Below are 19,768 nucleotides of genomic sequence, written 5' to 3' on the forward strand. Positions count from 1 at the left end.
TAAAATGGCAGTATTTTATGGAATCGGAGTAGGTGTAGGCGACTCAAAGGCAGTTACGGTAAAAGCAAAAGAAACACTTGGAATGTTAGATATACTTTATGTTCCTACAGCAAAAAAAGAATCGGCAAGCGTGGCACATAATATTGTAAAGCCATATATTTCTCAGTATCTGGAAATAAGAGAAAGACATTTTCCTATGAATTACAATCAAGATGATTTAAATAGTGCTTGGAATTCTATAGCAAGCGAGATAGAAGAGGAAGTAAAAAAAGGGAAGAATGTAGGCTTCGTAACTATAGGAGATCCTATGGTATACAGCACCTACATATATCTGCTTAAAATTCTAAAATCAAAAATAGATATAGTGACTTTACCTGGAATCACATCATTTTTAGATATAGCTTCAAGTGAAAATTTCCCACTTGTAGAAGGAGAAAATCCTCTTGTAATCATACCGGCTACAATAGGAATAGAAAAATTAGAAACCTATATAAAAAATGAGACCTCTCTAGTGATAATGAAAGTCTACAAGAATTTTACTGAGGTTGTTGAGCTTATCAAGAAATACAATTTAGAAAAATGCTCTATAGTAGTTAGCAATTCATCGAAAGATAACAAAACCGTATATAGAAGCTTTGAAAATATTAATCCTGAAGATATATCATATTTTACAACTATACTTATAAATAAAGGATGGGAAAACTAATGAAAATTTGTTTTGTAGGAGCAGGACCTGGGGATCCAGAACTTATAACCTTAAAAGGATACAATCGTTTATCAAATGCAGATATAGTAATATATGCTGGCTCGCTGGTAAACCCAAAACTACTAGATTATTGCAAGCCAAATTGTGAGATTCACAACAGTGCATATATGGATTTAGATGAGATTATAGCAGTAATGCACAGAGGAGTTAAAGAACAAAAAAACGTAGTAAGACTTCAAACTGGTGATTTCTCTATATACGGTTCGGTTAGAGAGCAAATTGAAGAGCTACATAAACTAAATCTTGAGTATGAGCTAGTTCCTGGAGTAAGCTCATTTTTAGGAGCAGCCTCAGCTTTAGAAGTAGAATACACAGTTCCTGAAATATCTCAAAGTGTTATTATAACAAGGATGGAAGGAAGAACCCCAGTTCCGGCAAAAGAAAGCATAAGATCTTTTGCTTCTCACAACACCTCGATGGCAATATTTCTGTCAGTTCAGGCTATATCAGATGTAGTATCAGAGCTAACAGAAGGTGGCTATCCTCTTGATACACCTTGCTGTGTGATATACAAAGCTACATGGCCAGACCAGCAAGTAGTAAGAGGAATGCTAAGTGATATAGCTCAAAAGGTAGAAGAAGCTGGAATAAAGAAAACAGCATTGATACTGGTTGGAAAATTCTTAGGAGATACCTATTACAATTCTAAGCTGTATGACAAGGAGTTTGCTCATGAGTACAGGGATTCTAGTACTGACAAATAAAGCTCTAGCAAACGCTATTAAAATCGAGAGTTTGCTTGAGGATGCTACAATATACGCACCATCAAAGCTAAAAGCTGATAGTGAGTTTAAAGTGGATTTTTATGATGAAAAATTTTCATCTATAGTTGATAAAGCCTATAAACTTCATAGTAAGCTTATTTTTATAATGGCTACAGGCATAGTAGTAAGAAGCGTAGCTCATATGATTAAGGACAAAACCTTAGATCCGGCTATAGTAGTAATGGATGAGGAGGTAAAGTTTTGTATCAGCTTACTTGGGGGGCATATAGCAGGTGCAAATCAGCTTGCAAATCAGCTAGCTGACCTTATAGGCTGCATTCCTGTAATTACTACTGCTACTGATGTAAATAATAAAGGAGCCTTAGATATAATGGCTCATGAGCTAGGAGCTTATGATAATTCTCAAAGAGATATCTATAAAGCTATAAACTACAACCTAGCAACTGGCAAGAAAGTCTACTTGCTTTCTGATATTGATTTAAATCTTTTAAACTTAGATATTAGAGGCTTTGAAATTATAACCCTTCAGGATGCACTTGACCTAGACAAAGATGAGTATGTAATTCATATTAGAGGGGCTTTTCATGGAGATAAAGCTATACTAAAAATAGTTCAAGAAAACACTAGCTACTATGAGATAAAACCTCAAAATCTTGTTTTAGGGATTGGCTGTAGAAGAAATACAAGCTATGAAAAAATCCAAGAGGGACTAAATGCTCTTTGTGATAAATATTTACTAGAAGAAAGTCAAATTAAAACAATAGCAAGTATAGAGCTTAAAAAAAATGAGTCTGGGATAATTGAATTAGCTAGTAAGCTCTCAGCTCCGTTTATAACCTATGATACGGCAACACTTGATAAGGCTATAAGTAGTACAGATACTATTGAAGCCTCAGACTTTGTAAAGAGCATAGCTGGAGTTTCATCAGTAGCCGAAGCAAGTGCCTATAAGCTATCAAAGGGAAAAATAATTCTTCCAAAACAAATTATTAATGGAGTTACTTTTTCACTGGGAATAATAACAAAATATAGAAAAGAGGAAGCATAGTGATAAATGTAGTTGGCATAGGACCTGGAGATTTAAAAATGATGACCTTCCAAGCAAAGGAAGCAATCGACAATTCTCAGGTTATCGTTGGGTATAAAACCTATATTAATCTTATAAAACCTATTTTATCGGACAAAGAAATAGTTTCAAATGGAATGAAGCAGGAAATAGAGCGTTGCAAGGAAGCTATAGAAATTGCTAAAACTGGCAAGATAGTTGCAGTTATTAGCAGTGGAGATGCAGGCGTATATGGAATGGCAGGACTTATATTAGAGCTATTAGAAGTTGAAAAGCTAGATTTAAAAGTGAATATTATTCCAGGAGTAACTGCGAGCACTGCAGCAGCAGCGCTTCTTGGCTCACCTCTTATGCATGATTATTGCCATATCAGTCTAAGTGATTTGCTAACTCCTATGGACTTAATAGAAAAAAGAGTTGAATTAGCATCCCAAGGCGATTTTGTAATCTGTTTTTATAATCCTAGAAGTAAAGGCAGAGAGCATCATTTAGAAAGAGCATTTGAACTTATAAAAAAATATAAATCTGCTGATACTGTAGTTGGCATAGTAAAAAATGCAGCTAGAGAAGATGAAGAAAAGATAATTACAACTTTAGAAGCGATAGATTATACCTTAGTAGATATGACCTCTATAGTTATAGTAGGAAATAATTCTACCTATAAAGCTGATGATTTAATGATTACACCTAGGGGCTACAAAATATGATATTGGTGCTAGGTGGTACTAAAGAAGCGCATGAACTATGTGACTACCTAATTGCTGAAGAAATTGAGTTTTATCTTTCTGTTGCTACAGATTATGCCATTGATATATTTAAAGCATATGATAAATATATGATAGTTGGCAAACTGGACAAAAATGGTATAATTAATTTCTGTGAAAAAAATAATGTTGATTTAATAGTAGATATAACTCATCCATATGCATTTGTGGTGTCGCAAAATGCTATTGAGGCAACAAGTGAGATGGGAATAAGTTACTTAAGATATGAAAGACAAAGCTCATCAGCTTATTCTGATGAAAATATATATTACGTTGAAACTCATGAGGAAGCGATAAAGCTAGCCATGACTCTATCAGATAAAATATTTCTTACTGTGGGTAGCAACAATGCAGATATTTACGCTCCTTATAATCAAAGCGTAGATATATTTATAAGAATACTACCAAAAAGTGACCTTGTGAAAAAATGTGAGGATTTAGGATTTAAAAATAGCAATATTATTGCTATGCAAGGTCCTTTTTCTAAAGCTTTAAATAAAGCCATGCTTACATCTACAAACGCAGGGGTACTCATCACTAAGGAAAGCGGAAACCTTGGAGGCTTCATGGATAAGCTTGAAGCATGTATTGAACTAGATGTAAAATTAATAGTAGTACAAAGACCAATTGTAAATTATCCATTAATGTTTAACGATATAGAAGTGTTAAAAAGGGTTATTAGAGAAAAATAGAGGTGAAATCAGTGAATGTTGCTGTTATAGGTTTGTCTCACCAAGAGGCACCAATAGAAATAAGAGAAATGGCTTCCTTTTCAGAAGCAAAAAAAATTGAAGCTACATCTATGCTTCTTGACCTTGGGATAGAAGAAGTTATCATTTTGTCAACATGTAATAGAAGTGAGATTTATATAGCTTCTAGTACTTTAGATGAAGATATAAAGCTTGTTAAGGATTTTTATTCTAGGTATTTTAAAAGCGATAAAATCTCAGATTATATTTTTATTAAGAAAAAAGATGAAGCAATCAATTATTTGTACAGGGTGTGCAGTGGGTTAGATTCTATAGTTATTGGAGAAGACCAAATTTTAGGTCAGGTTAAAGATGCACTTATGACAGCGATGGAATTAGATGCGAGTAAGAAGTTCATGAACAAGCTTTTTAGAGAAGCTATAACTACGGCTAAGAATATAAAATCCACATATAAAATTTCGGAAAATCCACTTTCTATTAGCTATATAGGTGTAAAATTTCTAAAAGAAAAGATAGGAGATTTATCTGATAAAAAAGCTTTTATAATCGGAGTAGGCAAAATGGGAAAGCTAGCTCTTAATCATTTACTTGATGAAGGGGTTACGAAGATTTACTGCTGCAATAGAAATCCTCAGAAAATCAAAGAGCTGAAAGAGGTATATCCATCTATAATCCAAGTTGAGTACGAAAATAGATATGACTATATTCCTCAAATGGATATTCTAGTAAGTGCTACAGCATCTACTCATACCGTAGTAAAAAAACTAGATCTTCCGCCTATAACAAAAAAACTCTATGCTCTTGATTTGGCACTTCCTAGAGATATAGACCCAGATATCGCACTAGATTCAAATATAGTGTTATTTGATATTGACAGCTTAAAAAAGACCTCAGAAGAAAATGAAAAGCTAAGAAACGAACTTTCTGAAAAAGCTCAAGGCTTAATAAGTGAAAGCATATCAGAGTTTCATAAATGGAAAAAGACAATAAAGGTAGACAATACTATTAAATCTCTAAATGAGAGATGCGAAGAAATACACAGAGATACAATTTCTTACATCTATAGAAAAATGGATTTGCCTTGCAGAGAGAAGAGAATAGTAGAAAAAATGCTAGACTCTGCACTTAAACGACTAATTAGAGAGCCGATAATAGCATTAAAACAAATAGATGAAGATAAAAAGCAATCAGAATATATGAAAGTAATTGAGGAGCTTTTTGACCTTGGATAAAAAAAACTATTATCCTGTTATGCTGAATTTAACCACGAAATCTGCTCTTATAATCGGCTTAGGAGCAGTAGGCTTAAGGAAGCTAAAAGGTTTAGTAGATAAATCAGCAAATATTTACGTTATTTCAAAGGAAATTAAGCTTGAAACCAAGGAGCAGGTAAACAGATTAAAGGCTCAGTCTGATACAAATATCATGATAATAGAAGAAGCTTTAGATTTAAACAAGCACTACAAATATCTTGAAAATTCTGACATTATATTTATTTGTACTGATAATATTTTATTAAATCAAGAAATAGAAACCTATGCAAAATCAAATAAGATATGGTATTTACGCTGTGACGATGCTACGCATTCAGATTTTATAAATCCTATTACTATACAAAAACAAGAGCTATTGCTTGCTATATCAACATCTGGAGCAAGTCCTATTTATTGCCAGTATTTAAAAAGTGAGATAGAAAAGGTATTAGAAACCCTTGATATAGACAAGCTTAAGCTACTAGATTTAGCACGAAAAAAAATTAAATCCCAAAATGATTATGAAACCAAGGCGAAGCTTTTAGAAAAGCTAGTCCATATGAGCAAAGAAGAGTTAGAAGATATAATCGGCGAGGAGATATTATGAAAATAATAGTTGGAAGTAGAGGAAGTCAGCTAGCTTTGACTCAGACAAAGCTTATCGTCAATGAGCTAAGCAAACTAAACCCAAATGTTGATTTTGAGATTAAAGTAATAAAGACAAAAGGGGATAAAATTCAAGACATACCACTTGATAAAATGAATGATAAAGGTATTTTTGTAAAAGAGATAGAGGAGCAGCTTATATCTTATGAAATAGACATGGCAGTTCACTCTATGAAGGACATGCCTACTAAAATGGATGAGAGATTAGTATTTCCAGTCATTCCTAAAAGAGAAGACTCAAGAGATGCACTTATTTTAAAAAACAATCTTAAGCTAGAAGACCTTAGCATGCTCGAAACTATGATTATTGGAACAGGAAGTAAAAGAAGAAGCTATCAATTTAAAGCATCCTATCCAAAAGCAGAATTTGAGCCTATACGTGGAAATATAGATACTAGAATAAATAAGCTTCATACACAAAATTTAGATGGAATTATTCTAGCAGCATCGGGGCTAAAGAGAATAAGTAGAGAAAACGAGATTTCTCATTATTTTGATGAGAAGACTATGATTCCAGCACCCTGTCAGGGAATCCTAGCACTTCAAACCAGAACAAATGACTACCAAGTAATTGCAGTACTTAGCAAAGTGGAGGATAGATGCTCTAGAATTCAGTACATAGCAGAGAGAGCTTACCTAGAAGAAATCGAAGGCGGATGCCATGCTCCAGTAGGAGCATACTGCGAAATAAACGGTGATAAAATTACTATCTATGCTGTTTATGGAGATGAACAAGGTAATAAATTAATCAGAGATAATATAACTGGAGCTACAGATAATGCAGATGAACTAGGAAGAACCTTAGCTAAGAAAATGAAACTTGCATTGGAGGAAAGCTATGAAAAAAGGTAAAGTATATCTAGTAGGTGCAGGACCTGGTGATGCAGGACTTATAACAGTAAATGGTATGAATGCGATAAAGAAAGCTGATGTAATAGTTTATGATAGACTAGCTAATCCAAAGCTTCTTAAATACAATCAGAAATCTGCAAAACTAGTGTATGTTGGAAAAGCATCTAAAGAGCATACAATGAAGCAGGAGGATATATCACAGCTTCTTGTAGATGAAGCACTAGCAGGAAAAACAGTTGTTAGATTAAAAGGTGGAGATCCTTATGTTTTTGGAAGAGGGGGAGAGGAAGGCCAGCTTCTCTACCAAAACAATGTTGACTTTGAAATAATACCAGGAATTACTTCAGGAATAGGAGGGCTAGCTTACGCGGGGATTCCTATAACTCATAGAGACCATGCATCATCACTTCATCTTATTACGGGACATTTAAAATCTGAAGAAGATGAGTTAAATTATGATGCTTTAGCAAAGCTAGATGGAACTTTGGTGTTTTATATGGGAGTTGCAAATCTTAAAAATATTGCTAAAGGTCTATGTGATTATGGTAAGGATCCTAAAACTCCGGTTGCACTTATTTCATGGGCGACTCACCCTAGCCAAAAAACTATTACTACTACTCTAGATGAAATAATAAATGACAGATTTACTGATGAAGTTAGGCCGCCTAGCTTGATTGCAGTAGGAACAGTAATAAATCTAAAAAAAGAGCTTGATTTTTTTGAATCTAAACCACTTCATTCTAAAAGAGTTATAGTAACTAGAGCTAGAAATCAAGCAAGCTCTCTAGTAGAAGCTCTTGAGGATTTAGGAGCTATGGTTATTGAATGTCCTTCAATTAAAATAGTTGAGAAAAATAATAACGAGCTAAAAGAAGCTATTGCTAAATTAGATTCCTATACTCATCTTGTATTTACAAGTCAAAATGGAGTAAGGATATTTATGGATGAGCTTTTAGAAAGCTTTGACGCAAGAAAATTAAGTCACTTAAAGATTGCTTCTATAGGAGAAGCAACCTCTAAAGAGCTGCTTAGCTATGGTATAAAGTATGATTTCATGCCAAAAAGATTTGTTGCAGAAGAGCTGGGAGCCTTATTACTGGAAGAAGTGACAAAAGACAGTAAAATTTTACTTCCAAGAGCAGAAGGGGCAAGAGATGTATTAATAAAAATGCTAGAAGATAAATGCACCATAGATGAAGTTAAAATATATAAATCCGAGATAGAAGAGCTTGATGAAGAAACTAGAAATGAGCTTCTTGATGGAGCAGATTATATTACCTTTACAAGCTCGTCTACAGTTAGTAATTTTTATGAAATGATAGATGAAAATATATTAAAAAAACTTGAGGAAACTAAAATAATCTCTATTGGACCTATAACAAGTGAAACTATAAAGGAGCATGGGAAAAAAGTTCATGCTCAGGCTGAGTCCTACAGTATTGACGGAGTACTTGAGACAATTTTGATGGAGGCGCAAAAATAAAATGATTAAAAGACCTAGAAGACTTCGTAGTACAGCAAATGTAAGAGCTTTAGTAAGAGAAACTCATCTTAATAAGTCTGGACTTGTATATCCTATATTTGTAGTAGAAGGAGAGGGAATAAAACGTGAAATCTCCTCTCTTAAGGATTGCTATCATTACTCTGTGGATATGCTTGATGACGAAATAAAAGAGCTAAAGAGCCTTGGTATAAATTCAGTTATGCTCTTTGGTATACCTGAATTAAAAGATGAAGAAGCTACTAGTGCCTATGATGAAAACGGGATAGTTCAAAAGGCAATAAGAAGAATAAAGAGCTATGCTCCAGATTTTTATGTAATAACGGATGTATGTATGTGTCAATATACCACGCATGGACATTGTGGAATTATTTCTGAAGCTGGAGAAGTGCTAAATGATGTAACAATAGACTATATTGCTAAGATTGCTCTAAGCCATGTTAAAGCTGGAGCAGATATGGTTGCTCCTTCTGATATGATGGATGGAAGAATAGGGGCAATTAGAAGCCTACTGGATGAGAGCGGCTTTTATAACACTCCGATAATGGCATATAGTGCAAAATACGCTTCTGCATACTATGGACCATTTAGAGTAGCAGCTTCATCTGCACCTGGATTTGGAGACAGGAAAACATATCAGATGGACTTTCATAACACTGATGAAGCCTTAAGAGAAGTTGAGCTGGATATAGAAGAAGGTGCAGACATAGTAATGGTAAAGCCTGCTATGTCTTATATGGATGTGATTAGTAGAGTAAAGAGCTCATACAACATACCAGTAGCTGCATACAATGTAAGCGGAGAATACGCTATGTTAAAGATGGCAGTAGAGCAAGGTATTATGAATGAATCTGTGATTTATGAAACAATGGTTAGTATAAAAAGAGCGGGAGCAGATATAATAATAACTTATTTTGCTAAAGATATTGCAAAAATGCTATAAAACAAGCTAAAGGAGACTTATTATGAATAGAGATAAATCAAATGCTTTGTATGAAAAAGCTAAAAACTATATTCCAGGTGGAGTAAATAGCCCAGTAAGAGCCTTTGGCTCAGTAGACAAAGCTCCAATTTTTGTAGATAGAGCTGATGGAGCCTATATTTACGATATAGATGGCAATAAATATTTAGACTATATTTCATCATGGGGACCACTTATTTTTGGGCATAATGATCCTGAAATGATAGAGACCTTTAAATCATCTCTTGAAAAAGGCATTACATACGGTGTTCCTTCATATATTGAAGTAGATATGGCTCAAGAAATAGTTAAAGCATATCCTGCTTGTGAGATGGTTAGAATGGTAAACTCAGGAACAGAGGCAACTATGAGTGCAATTCGTACAGCTAGGGGATACACTAGAAAAGACAAGCTGATTAAGTTTGAGGGGTGCTATCATGGACATTCAGATTGCCTACTTGTAAAATCAGGCTCTGGAACGCTTACCTTTAATGCTCCTACAAGCCTTGGAGTGCCAGAGGATGTAATAAAAGACACAATAGTGTGTACATTTAACGATATAGAATCAGTAAAATCCGCAATAAACCAAAACAAAGACCAAATAGCAGCAATAATAATAGAAGGAGTTCCAGGAAACATGGGAGTTGTGCCACCTTGCCCAGACTTCTTAAAACAGCTTAGAAAGCTTACGAAGGATGAAGGGATACTTCTTATCCTAGATGAAGTAATAACAGGATTTAGGATAGCTTATGGCGGTGTGAGCGAAGTGTATGGTATCGAGCCTGACATGGTATGCTTTGGAAAGATAATCGGAGGAGGACTTCCAGTAGGTGCTTATGGAGGGAAAAGAGAAATCATGCAGGTAGTTTCGCCTCTAGGTGGAGTATATCAAGCAGGAACCTTATCAGGAAATCCACTTGCTATGCATATGGGACTTAAAACTCTTCAAAGATTAAGAGAAAATCCAAGCATATATAGTGACCTTGAAGCAAAAGCTATAAAACTAGAGCAAGGCTTTAAGAAGAATTTATCTGACCTTGGACTTAATTACACAATAACTAGAGTGAAATCCATGATATCATTCTTCTTTGCAGAGGGAGAAATTGCAAATTATCAAGATGTCCAAAAATCTGATACTGATAAATATGGAGAGTTTTTCAGATTTATGCTAAACAAAGGAATCTTGCTTCCACCAGCTCAATTTGAAGGCTTATTTGTAAACACTGCAATAACTGATGAAGAGCTTGAATATACTATTATGTGCCATAAAGAAGCACTTAGGGCTATTCATAACATATAATGCTAGATATAGATAGCTATTTAAAATAAGCATCATTAATTATAAACTAATAAAAAATGCTACTTAGAAATTAATCATTCTAGTAGCTTTTTTATTGTGGATAAAATAATTTTTGAGTAACATTTAGCAATTTGTATTGCACTAATGATTGAAATCTTATTTTTTAAAAGATTTTTTCATCCATTTAACATAGATCTTATCAAGAAGAAAGCCATACTTAAGATATAAATTATAAGCAGGAGCGTTATTATTAGCAACAATTAATTTAATGTTCTTATAGCCTTGAGTCTTTAGATTGCCACTTAAATACTTAAGGATTAATTTCCCATAGCCTTTTGAATGAAACTCAGGATTTACAGCTAGAGCATCGAGAAATATTTCTGAATCATCCTTAGCAAAAATCGATATTCCAATAGGAACATTATTATAGTAATAAATCAAATTAGAAGTAGTATCATCAACTGTAGTCATATATTCCTCGTATGAATCTGAATCCAATCTACCACCGTTTGGAATTGGGACAAAAGCTTTATCGTGAATATCTCTAAATATTTCCCAGGTTTCAAGAGATAGGTTCTCATGATAAACTAAATTTTGAGCATCTTCAAAAGTAGAAGCTTTTGACAAAACATATTTTAGCTTTAGCATATCAAAATCCTCTATAAAATTTTCATCTATGCTCCAGCTATAAATAAGACTACTTTTACCTCTTAGTCCTAGCTTGATATAAACCTTATCTAACACTGCTGGATTAAGTCGCTTACTCATAGAACTTAAAAGATTAGAATAAAGTAGCTCCCAGTACTTTTTATCATCTTCTGCGGAAAAAGCTTGAGTAATGTAGATTTCATTTTTTTCTTTAGCCATCAAATCCACATATCCGCCGCATGCTTTAATATCATCATTTACCCATAGGCTAAAGTGGTTTTCTCCTTTATTCAATACATTTGAAGAATAGTATTTTTTCATTTCATTTAAATCAGAATAAAAATCCTCTGTTTGATGAGAACGACAAAATTCATATAAGGTTGATACTTCTTTCTCAGTTAAAACTGAAAATGTTTTAATTTTATATTCTGTGCTCATAAAATCCCCCTATTTGGAGCTTAATATTTGGATGTAAAAACCCCGTATACAATTTGAATACGGGGTTTTATCTGATTATATTATTTCTTGTTTTTCTTGTCAAAAAGCTGTTTCCAAGCATGTAGCCCAAGGGATACTCCTATAACTCCATAAGCAACGAAAACCCTGAAATACTCACCAATTTGAGCATTTCCAAATAAGTTTTTACCAGCTTGAGGAGAAACTATAAATAGGGTATGGAACAGTGCTGTTCCGATTATTGCCTGTCCTATAGTTGCCTTTGTAACAGAAGCTCCGCCTATTAGAAGAGCAGCAATTGCAAATGTACCAACTTGCTCGTGACTTCCATAAGTATTAAGAGTTCCTATATTCTGCAAGAAGATAAGCTGACCCCAACCAGCAAGTACAGTAGAAATAAGGATAGCTCTTATACGTATCTTATCAACTGGAATACCAGATATTTTAGCAATATTCATATCTTGGCCTACACTTCTAAAATCTTGGCCTGCTTTTGTTCTTAAAATAAATACATTAAATACGCAGATTAAACCTATAATTAAAATAGTAACTAGAGGTACTGTAATATTATTTACAAGTGATTTAACAGTACTTACATAAAATGATACTACTAATAATATAGTAAATAAAAAGCCTCTAATAATAAAACCATTTCTTTGCATCATTAATCTTTCATCTTTTTTACTTTGGATAAATTTATATACATAATAGCCAGCTCCTGCTAGTGAAAAGACGATTGTAGATTTAATGAAAGGAATTTTGGCTATAGCATCCAAGGCATATTTTGTACCTTCAGGACCAGATAAATCTAAGGTGTTTTTTATACCAACACCACTACTAAGTACCAAAGTAGGGTTGTCCATAGGTATTATAGTTCCGACCAAGAACAAAAATAGTAGCTGATATAAACCGTTAGCAAAGAAGCCTAGAATCATACCAGAAATCATTTCTTGTCCTTTGGTTTTATTAAGTAACTTGGCAGTAAAATATCCAAATAGTAAAGCTAAAGGTATGGTAAGTAAAGCGGCTAAAAGAAAACCAGTAATTCCGCCAATTTTAAAATGAGTTATTGCAATTAGAGCAATCTGACCAGCCATAGCACCCAAAACTATACCAAAATTTAATCCCATACCCGCTAAAACTGGAATAATCAGAGATAAAACTAAAAATGAGTTTCTAGTAATACGCTGAATAAGCTCATTTACAATAAATGGAACAGGTTGTTTTGATAAATATATACCACCTAAACATAGTATTATAAAAATGAATGTAACAGAATTGTCAAATAATATTTTCTTTATATTTGAACCCATACTCTCGGATTTGTTTTCTTCAAAAACAATTTTTTCTGCTTCCATATTCTAGTCACCCCCCGAAGATACTTTTGTAAGTGCATATAAAATTATACCATTTTGTACTATTATTCTCAGTACCTCTGATAAGTTACCTTCAGTTATGATTTTATTTGCAACAGGAAGGGAAATAGTAAGAAGTCCTTGGAATAAAAATGTACCGAGTATAACATGAATCATATTAGCACGTCTTGCAGATGCACCACCTATTAATATAGCAGCAACTGCAGCAAAGCCCATCATCAAAGGAGCTTGATATAATTGGAAAAAACCGAAACTTTGAGCATAGACAATTATTCCTACGGCACCTAAAATAGTAGAAATCATAGTTCCTACGATTCTTTGCTTATCTACATTTATACCAGATGCAACAGCAAACCTAGGATTATCACCAGCAGCCTTCATTGCCATACCTGTTTTTGTTTTTAAGAAAAGAGCCATTAAAAAGCAAGAAAGAAAAAAGAAAAGCAATAATCCAGTAGGGATAGTTACGCCCAATATATCAAATGATAAAGTATGATCTAATATTTTATCATAGCGACCAGTAAGTGCAATAGTAGTTCTTAATCCATCACCTATTGGCCATTTCACTTCTTCTGCTTTAAATGGCATTAGAAGCCATCCTATACACATAAGAGAAACAGCTGAGAAACCTACATATGTAGCAACCATCATCTCAGAACCTTTAACTCTATTTAGCAAGTAGCCATAAAGGGCACCGACTATAGCAGATATAGGAATAGATACTAATATAGCAACTAAAAATGCTGTATATCCAGTTAAATCCATTTCTATACTTACTAGTCCACCAACTAAACCACAAACTATTCCTAGTGGAAGACCAAAATTAAGGCCTATTCCAGATAAAATACCTGGAACCATAGCTAAAACTAGTACTCCATTCATACCAGTTCTGACAAGTGTATCAGATAGTAGGTCATTTAATGGAAGTTTTAAAAATATTGCCATAATACAAAGAACAATCATAAAAGTTATAATTATAAGCCTTGGAATGCCAAGGGTAGATATGACTTTTTTAGTAGAAATCTCCATATTAACCTACCTCCTTTCCATGAATTTTATGATAGTCTCCAGACATCATTAATCCAAAATCTGCATCATTATCAGTAGGAGATAGGATACCTTCGATTTTTCCTTCTGTAACAATAGCTATTCTATCACATACTGATCTAAGTTCAGCTAACTCACTTGATATTACAACTACTGTCATGCCTAGTCTTTTATTAAGTTCAACTAGTGTATCGAGAACCAGTTTTTTAGCGCCTATATCAATACCTCTAGTTGGCTCAGAAACAAATATAATCTCAGGATCTAGTGTTAAGGCTCTAGCAATACACACTTTTTGCTGATTACCACCACTTAGTCGTCTTGTAAGTTGCTCTGGACCAGTACATCTAATGTCTAAATTTGATATCATATCTAAAGCATGAGAACGAATTGTTTTTTTGTCAATTTGTGATACTATACCATAATTTTTGATATATTTATTTTGAATCTGCATAGAGGTAAGAACTATATTTTCTTCTATAGAGCAATCAAGTAGTAAACCAACGCCACGTCTATCTTCAGATACAAAGGCAATTTTACTTTTTAAAGATTGAGCAGGGTTATTAAGAGGAATACTTTGACCATTAAAAGTCACAACACCATTAGAAGGATAAATTCCCATGATTCCATTAGGAATACCAATTTTGCCTTGACCAGCTAGTCCGCCGATTCCTAATATTTCTCCTTTTTTAATCTCTAAATTAACACCTTTTACTTCTTCACCAGGCATATCAACTACAAGATTTTCAATCTTCATTATAACTTCACTAGAAGACTCATGTTCTTCCCTTTGAGCCATATTTTCAATTTTTCTTCCAACCATTATTTCAGCTAGTTGGACAACATTTGTATCTTTTGTATCAAGGCTTGCAACTTGCTCTCCATCTCTAAGAATTGTAATAGAATCAGATACTTGCATTACTTCATCTAATCTATGAGTTATAAAGAGTATAGAAATACCTCTATCAGCAATTCTACGCATTGCTTTCAAAAGAGCATCAGCTTCGCTTTCAGTAAGCACTGCTGTAGGTTCATCAAAAACCATTAATTTCATATTTTTTTTATCAATTTCTCTTGCGATTTCTATAAATTGCATAAAACCAACAGGAAGTCCTTCGACTTTACTTTGAACTTTTAAATTCAATCCTAAAGTGTCAAGTGAGACCTGAGATTCTTGGTCCATTGTTTTGAAATCAAGTGTTTTAGCTTGTTCACCTATAATTGGACTAAATATATTTGCTTTTAATATTTCACGATTTAATTTTATATTTTCACTTATACTAAAACCTGGAATAAGCATAAATTCTTGATGTACCATTCCTATCCCAAGATGCATAGCTGTATTTGGAGAATCTATATTTGTAATATTTCCATCAAAAGTTACTTCTCCTTCAAAACCACCAGTGGAATGAATAACAGGCATTCCAAACAGTATATTCATAAGTGTAGATTTTCCAGCTCCATTTTCACCTAATAGAGCATGAATTTCACCTTTTTTTACATTTAGGTTTACACCTTTTAAAACAGGATTACCAAAGTATTCTTTGCGTATATCCTTCATCTGTATTATATATTCTTGATTTTGCATATTTTCCCCCTAAGCTGTAAATTGTCATTTTGGACTAAAATTAGGCTGCCACATTGTGTGGCAGCACAGACAAAAATCGTTAGGTTTTAATTTAGAAAGTGATGTATTCAGAAAGGAACATAAAGAAGTTATTAAATTCATTTCCAGTACTTTCGTTAGTAAATGTAGAAAGTGTAATAGGGCTTCCTGCGATTTCACTGAAGATTTCTTCTAATTTAGCCTTGTCAACCTTCTCAGTTATATCTCCTTCGATATAAGCTTTAGCATATTCTACTCCACCTTCAACAAATAGCATGTTTACAGGAACTGGCCAAGTAGAGAATTTCCCTGTTCCACCTTTTTCAGCTATCTTAGCGCTGATTTGCTCTACTACATAATCAACGTCACCTTTTTTATCATCTGGAATCTCAATTCCAAGAGCTCCTGGATATCCATGGTAAGGAGATGGACAACATTGTTGAGGATAAAGAGCACCTTGCTCTAGAACTGATTTTATAAGAGGTTCTTGCATTGAACAGTTAGTACTAAAAAATGCAGTGTCTGCTCCTAGTTCTTTTACTTTTCTAGGCACATCTTCTAATATAAATTGCTGAGCACCTGGAACACCAGCATCTCCTGTTGGGTCTGGAGCTGTAGCATCTACAAAGTTGATTCCTTTTGCTTCACAAGTTTCTCTAAGAAGATCTCTTCTCATTGCAAGAAGCTGATAAGACATATGTCTTGGGAATGAATAGTGAACAAAGTTTTTAGCACCCATTTTTTCAGCTTGTTCAATGATAGAAGTACCCATTCCAAGCTCATCAGCCTGGAAAACTACATCAGCTTTACTAGCTATCATGTCAGGGTCTTCTCCAGGAACACCAGCGATGAATAAAATATCATCTCTCATCTCACGAACTTTATCAATTGCAGCAGATGTACCAGGTATAGCCTGAACCACGATAATAGCTTTAACATCAGGGTCAGAAGCCATACTTACAACGTTTGAAATAGTTGTTTCTTGTTCTTTCATGAAGTTATCAGGATAAGTTTGAAGAATAATTTGATCACCATACTTTTCCTTCATTTGCTCTGCAGCACGATACTCCTCTTCACCTTGAGATACAGTACCTGTCATAATACCAATTTTGTAACTAGCAGCAGCATCTGCAGCTGGTTCAGCAGCAGGTTCTTCTGTAGCAGCTGGAGTATTACAACCAGCCATTGGAATTGCCATTAACATTGCTAAAGCTAATCCGATTAAACGTTTTTTCACAACATTTCCCCCTTTATTATGTAACTTAGTGTGTAATAACACTTATTAGCATTATAAATGGTTTTGATTAAAAATTCTATATATTTTGAAAATTTCATATAATTAAAAAATAATTTTATCATAAAAATTTATTTGTAAATGTGTAAAATCAATATTTTAAATATTTATTTCCATATAAAAAAATAAACGCATGGTAGCGTTTATAATTTTTATATGGAAATATATGGTTGAAAACTAGCCTTGCTGGACTTCAATATCTTTGAACTTAAAGCTTTTAACATCAAAATATCCTTTATCAGTTATTTTAAGCTCTGGAATAACTGGTAGAGCCATAAAACTAAGAGTCATAAATGGCTCTAGAGAATGAGGAATATGAAGAATGCTCATAGCGACTTCTCTTAATTTTCTTAAATCCAAGCAAACATCTTCCATGGATTTTTCTGACATTAAACCAGCTATAGGCAGGGCAAGAGATGCTTTTATTTCATTTTCAGATACTATGACAATTCCACCTTGTAAGTCTATTAAAGTATTTACAGCGAGAGCCATATCTTCATCGTTATCTCCTATAACTATTATGTTGTGAGAATCATGCGAGATAGTAGTTGCTATAGCGCCGTTTTGAAGATGAAAGTTTTCTACTAGACCAATTCCAATATTTTTAGTATTTTTATGTCTTTCAACTACAGCAATTTTGACAACGTCAAGAAGCTTATTTGATTTAAAATTGTTATCTTGGTCTAGATATACTCTTCTTGTTACAGATTCAGTGACTATACTGTTTGGTATAATTCTAATTACATTAACAATATCTGAATTCAAGAAGAGCTTGAACTTATCAGAAGTTATTTTTTCAAGTTTAACAGTTTTAGTAACATTACTTGTGTCTATAACTTGAGTTTCAAATAATGCATTTTTATTTTCAGCTACTTTGATGCCTTTTTTATAAACGGTTTTTATTTCAAAAGTATTTAAATCATCAAACACTATTAAATCTGCATCGTATCCAGGAGCAATAGCACCTATATCTCTTAAATTATAGCATCTGGCGGGATTTATAGTAGCCATTTGAATAGCAGTAATAGGAGATACCCCTAACTCTATAGCTCTTCTTACGTTATAGTCTATATGACCTTCCTTTAAGATGTCTTCAGGATTTTTATCATCTGTGCAGAACATACACATATGCTTATTATATTCGTCTACCCCTCTTATGAGAGTATCAAGGTTTTTAGCAGCTGATCCTTCTCTTATTGCTATATACATTCCAAGACCGATACGTTCTTGCATTTCTTCTATTGTGCTACATTCATGCTCTGTTCTAACACCATTAATCATATATGCATTTAAGTCTTTACCAGTTAGCTCTGGACCATGGCCATCTATAATTTTACTTTGAGCCATATTCATTTTTTCTAGCATATCAGTGTCTCCGGCTATAACCCCTGGATAATTCATTAATTCACCAAGGCCTAAAACCTTTGGGTGATTAAATAGTTCAGAAAGCTTATCTGCATTTAGTTTTGCACCAGATGTTTCGAAATCAGTAGACGGAACACATGAAGGGAGCATAAAAAAACCATTTAAAGTAGTTTTTTCAGTGGCGTCGAGCATAAATTCAACGCCTTCAATTCCTAAAACATTGGCAATTTCATGTGGGTCAGCCACAACTGTAGTGGTTCCTCTTGGAACAATTATTCTAGCCATTTGACCAGGAGTAACTAAAGTAGATTCCATATGCATGTGTGCATCTATAAGGCCTGGAGCTACATATGCACCACCTAAATCAATTTTTTCTTTAGCTTCATATGGACCTATTCCTATTATTTTTCCACCATCTATAGCAATATTACCATGGATTATTTTTCCATTAAAAACATTTATAACCTTGCAATTTGTTAGAACCATATCTGGAAGAAGCTTTCCACTAGCAAGTTCAGCTCTTCTTTTTAATCTATCCATTCTATCATCGAAAATCACTACAAAATCCTCCTTAAAAGTTTTCAATTTATGCTATTTTACCACTTTAATGAGATTATAACTAGGGAAATGTGTATTAATTAATTATTAATAATAAAATGACAAATTTTGTATAAGTATATTTTTGAATGGGTATAAATAAAATAAGCTGATATAGCTTCAAATTTATTAGAGGGGGTAAGATTAATGCAAAAAATTTTATTGCCAGTTGACATTGAAAAACTCAGTGACAAAACTTTTAAAATCACTTGTGACTTAGTACAAAAGCTTGATGCATCTTTAGTTATCCTATCAGTAGTTCCTTTTTCTGATAAACATTCACACCCTCAATTATCTAATTTATTAGACATGAAAGATGAGCATTTTGTAGAATATGCCGAGAAGATTGTAAAAGACATTGCTGAAAGATTCAAACTTAAAGACATTAATGCTCAAACAGTTATATTAAAGGGGAATCCAGCTGATGAAATAATTAGATACTCTGAAGAAGATCAGTTTGATTTAGTTATTATGAATACTCAAAATATAAATTCTACAAAAAGATTCTTTGTAGGAAGCGTAACTAATAAAGTTGTTCATAATTCAAATGTACCGGTTTTAATCATCAGTTAAGAATATATCGATTATGCATTCAAAGCGCCTTAAGAGAAACACTTAAGACGCTTTTTCTTTAAAATACTAATTTTTATATTAAAGAATATAATTTATTTCCTAATATAATTATGTATAAAATTGTATAATTATTAACAAAAATATATTATTATATAAATATAAGAAAATTAAAAATAATTCATAAACAGTTCTAGAAAATAGTTAAGAAAGAAAATAAATATACAAAGGGGAGATACTGATATTTA

General features: G+C 33.3%; 18 protein-coding genes. 12 read left to right on the forward strand and 6 right to left on the reverse strand.

Going from position 1 to position 19,768, the window contains the following annotated elements; all coding sequences use genetic code 11:
• The first annotated feature begins 4 nt into the window (after positions 1–4).
• The 11 genes from CLOST_RS05175 to hemL are packed head-to-tail and all read left to right on the forward strand — an operon-like array spanning position 5 to position 10,564.
• Entirely contained in the window at positions 5–706 is a 702-nt protein-coding gene (locus tag CLOST_RS05175; RefSeq protein WP_013361207.1) for a cobalt-factor II C(20)-methyltransferase, read from the forward strand.
• Positions 706–1,470, forward strand: coding sequence for a cobalt-precorrin-4 methyltransferase (locus tag CLOST_RS05180; protein ID WP_013361208.1), 765 nt, complete (start codon positions 706–708; stop codon positions 1,468–1,470). The genes CLOST_RS05175 and CLOST_RS05180 overlap by 1 nt, the downstream gene beginning before the upstream one ends.
• Positions 1,439–2,539, forward strand: coding sequence for a cobalt-precorrin 5A hydrolase (locus tag CLOST_RS05185; RefSeq protein ID WP_013361209.1), 1,101 nt, complete (start codon positions 1,439–1,441; stop codon positions 2,537–2,539). The genes CLOST_RS05180 and CLOST_RS05185 overlap by 32 nt, the downstream gene beginning before the upstream one ends.
• A complete protein-coding gene (gene cobJ, locus CLOST_RS05190; RefSeq protein WP_013361210.1) occupies positions 2,539–3,264 on the forward strand; it encodes a precorrin-3B C(17)-methyltransferase in 726 nt (241 codons plus the stop codon). The genes CLOST_RS05185 and cobJ overlap by 1 nt, the downstream gene beginning before the upstream one ends.
• A complete protein-coding gene (cobK, locus tag CLOST_RS05195) occupies positions 3,261–4,013 on the forward strand; it encodes a precorrin-6A reductase (protein WP_041487112.1) in 753 nt (250 codons plus the stop codon). The genes cobJ and cobK overlap by 4 nt, the downstream gene beginning before the upstream one ends.
• A 2-nt stretch (positions 4,014–4,015) precedes the next feature.
• Complete coding sequence (hemA, locus tag CLOST_RS05200) at positions 4,016–5,263, forward strand: glutamyl-tRNA reductase (protein ID WP_013361212.1); 1,248 nt, start codon at positions 4,016–4,018, stop codon at positions 5,261–5,263.
• Entirely contained in the window at positions 5,256–5,891 is a 636-nt protein-coding gene (locus CLOST_RS05205; protein ID WP_041487114.1) for a precorrin-2 dehydrogenase/sirohydrochlorin ferrochelatase family protein, read from the forward strand. The genes hemA and CLOST_RS05205 overlap by 8 nt, the downstream gene beginning before the upstream one ends.
• Positions 5,888–6,802, forward strand: coding sequence for a hydroxymethylbilane synthase (hemC, locus tag CLOST_RS05210; RefSeq protein WP_013361214.1), 915 nt, complete (start codon positions 5,888–5,890; stop codon positions 6,800–6,802). The genes CLOST_RS05205 and hemC overlap by 4 nt, the downstream gene beginning before the upstream one ends.
• The gene (gene cobA, locus CLOST_RS05215; RefSeq protein ID WP_013361215.1) at positions 6,789–8,285 is read left to right on the forward strand and encodes a uroporphyrinogen-III C-methyltransferase; all 1,497 of its coding nucleotides are present in this window, start codon (positions 6,789–6,791) and stop codon (positions 8,283–8,285) included. Before hemC ends, cobA begins: the two co-directional genes overlap by 14 nt.
• Before the next feature lies 1 nt (position 8,286).
• Positions 8,287–9,246 (forward strand): porphobilinogen synthase, encoded by a 960-nt coding sequence (gene hemB, locus CLOST_RS05220; protein ID WP_013361216.1) that lies wholly within the window; start codon positions 8,287–8,289, stop codon positions 9,244–9,246.
• A 22-nt stretch (positions 9,247–9,268) separates the two neighbouring features.
• Entirely contained in the window at positions 9,269–10,564 is a 1,296-nt protein-coding gene (gene hemL / locus CLOST_RS05225) for a glutamate-1-semialdehyde 2,1-aminomutase (RefSeq protein ID WP_013361217.1), read from the forward strand.
• A 156-nt stretch (positions 10,565–10,720) separates the two neighbouring features.
• Here the strand turns inward: hemL and CLOST_RS05230 are convergent, their stop codons facing one another.
• The 6 genes from CLOST_RS05230 to ade all read right to left on the reverse strand — a co-directional run bounded on the left by CLOST_RS05230 (position 10,721) and on the right by ade (position 18,911).
• Complete coding sequence (locus CLOST_RS05230; RefSeq protein WP_013361218.1) at positions 10,721–11,650, reverse strand: GNAT family N-acetyltransferase; 930 nt, start codon at positions 11,648–11,650, stop codon at positions 10,721–10,723.
• A gap of 80 nt (positions 11,651–11,730) precedes the next feature.
• Positions 11,731–13,026, reverse strand: a complete 1,296-nt coding sequence (locus CLOST_RS05235; protein ID WP_013361219.1) for an ABC transporter permease subunit — start codon at positions 13,024–13,026, stop codon at positions 11,731–11,733.
• Positions 13,027–13,029: 3 nt separating this feature from the next.
• Positions 13,030–14,073 carry an ABC transporter permease subunit gene (locus tag CLOST_RS05240; RefSeq protein ID WP_013361220.1) on the reverse strand — a complete coding sequence of 348 codons (1,044 nt, stop codon included), beginning with the start codon at positions 14,071–14,073 and terminating at the stop codon, positions 13,030–13,032.
• A 1-nt stretch (position 14,074) separates the two neighbouring features.
• Complete coding sequence (locus CLOST_RS05245) at positions 14,075–15,676, reverse strand: sugar ABC transporter ATP-binding protein (protein WP_013361221.1); 1,602 nt, start codon at positions 15,674–15,676, stop codon at positions 14,075–14,077.
• A 91-nt stretch (positions 15,677–15,767) separates the two neighbouring features.
• On the reverse strand, positions 15,768–16,931 hold the full coding sequence (locus CLOST_RS05250; protein ID WP_013361222.1) for a DUF3798 domain-containing protein: 1,164 nt from the start codon (positions 16,929–16,931) through the stop codon (positions 15,768–15,770).
• Positions 16,932–17,165: 234 nt separating this feature from the next.
• Positions 17,166–18,911 carry an adenine deaminase gene (gene ade / locus CLOST_RS05255; protein ID WP_013361223.1) on the reverse strand — a complete coding sequence of 582 codons (1,746 nt, stop codon included), beginning with the start codon at positions 18,909–18,911 and terminating at the stop codon, positions 17,166–17,168.
• Positions 18,912–19,097: 186 nt separating this feature from the next.
• Here ade and CLOST_RS05260 point away from each other — a divergent pair, with 186 nt between their 5' ends.
• Complete coding sequence (locus CLOST_RS05260) at positions 19,098–19,523, forward strand: universal stress protein (protein ID WP_013361224.1); 426 nt, start codon at positions 19,098–19,100, stop codon at positions 19,521–19,523.
• Positions 19,524–19,768 lie beyond the last annotated feature (245 nt).

Source organism: Acetoanaerobium sticklandii, from assembly GCF_000196455.1.
GTDB classification, from domain to species: Bacteria; Bacillota; Clostridia; order Peptostreptococcales; family Filifactoraceae; genus Acetoanaerobium; species Acetoanaerobium sticklandii.

Coding starts and splice junctions, on each gene's coding strand:
- hemC (WP_013361214.1), top strand. CDS start 5,888: ATGAAAATAATAGTTGGAAGTAGAGGAAGTCAGCTAGCTTTGACTCAG.
- hemB (WP_013361216.1), top strand. CDS start 8,287: ATGATTAAAAGACCTAGAAGACTTCGTAGTACAGCAAATGTAAGAGCT.
- CLOST_RS05230 (WP_013361218.1), bottom strand. CDS start 11,650: ATGAGCACAGAATATAAAATTAAAACATTTTCAGTTTTAACTGAGAAA.
- hemL (WP_013361217.1), top strand. CDS start 9,269: ATGAATAGAGATAAATCAAATGCTTTGTATGAAAAAGCTAAAAACTAT.
- cobK (WP_041487112.1), top strand. CDS start 3,261: ATGATATTGGTGCTAGGTGGTACTAAAGAAGCGCATGAACTATGTGAC.
- CLOST_RS05180 (WP_013361208.1), top strand. CDS start 706: ATGAAAATTTGTTTTGTAGGAGCAGGACCTGGGGATCCAGAACTTATA.
- CLOST_RS05175 (WP_013361207.1), top strand. CDS start 5: ATGGCAGTATTTTATGGAATCGGAGTAGGTGTAGGCGACTCAAAGGCA.
- cobA (WP_013361215.1), top strand. CDS start 6,789: ATGAAAAAAGGTAAAGTATATCTAGTAGGTGCAGGACCTGGTGATGCA.
- CLOST_RS05260 (WP_013361224.1), top strand. CDS start 19,098: ATGCAAAAAATTTTATTGCCAGTTGACATTGAAAAACTCAGTGACAAA.
- CLOST_RS05240 (WP_013361220.1), bottom strand. CDS start 14,073: ATGGAGATTTCTACTAAAAAAGTCATATCTACCCTTGGCATTCCAAGG.
- CLOST_RS05185 (WP_013361209.1), top strand. CDS start 1,439: ATGAGTACAGGGATTCTAGTACTGACAAATAAAGCTCTAGCAAACGCT.
- CLOST_RS05245 (WP_013361221.1), bottom strand. CDS start 15,676: ATGCAAAATCAAGAATATATAATACAGATGAAGGATATACGCAAAGAA.
- CLOST_RS05235 (WP_013361219.1), bottom strand. CDS start 13,026: ATGGAAGCAGAAAAAATTGTTTTTGAAGAAAACAAATCCGAGAGTATG.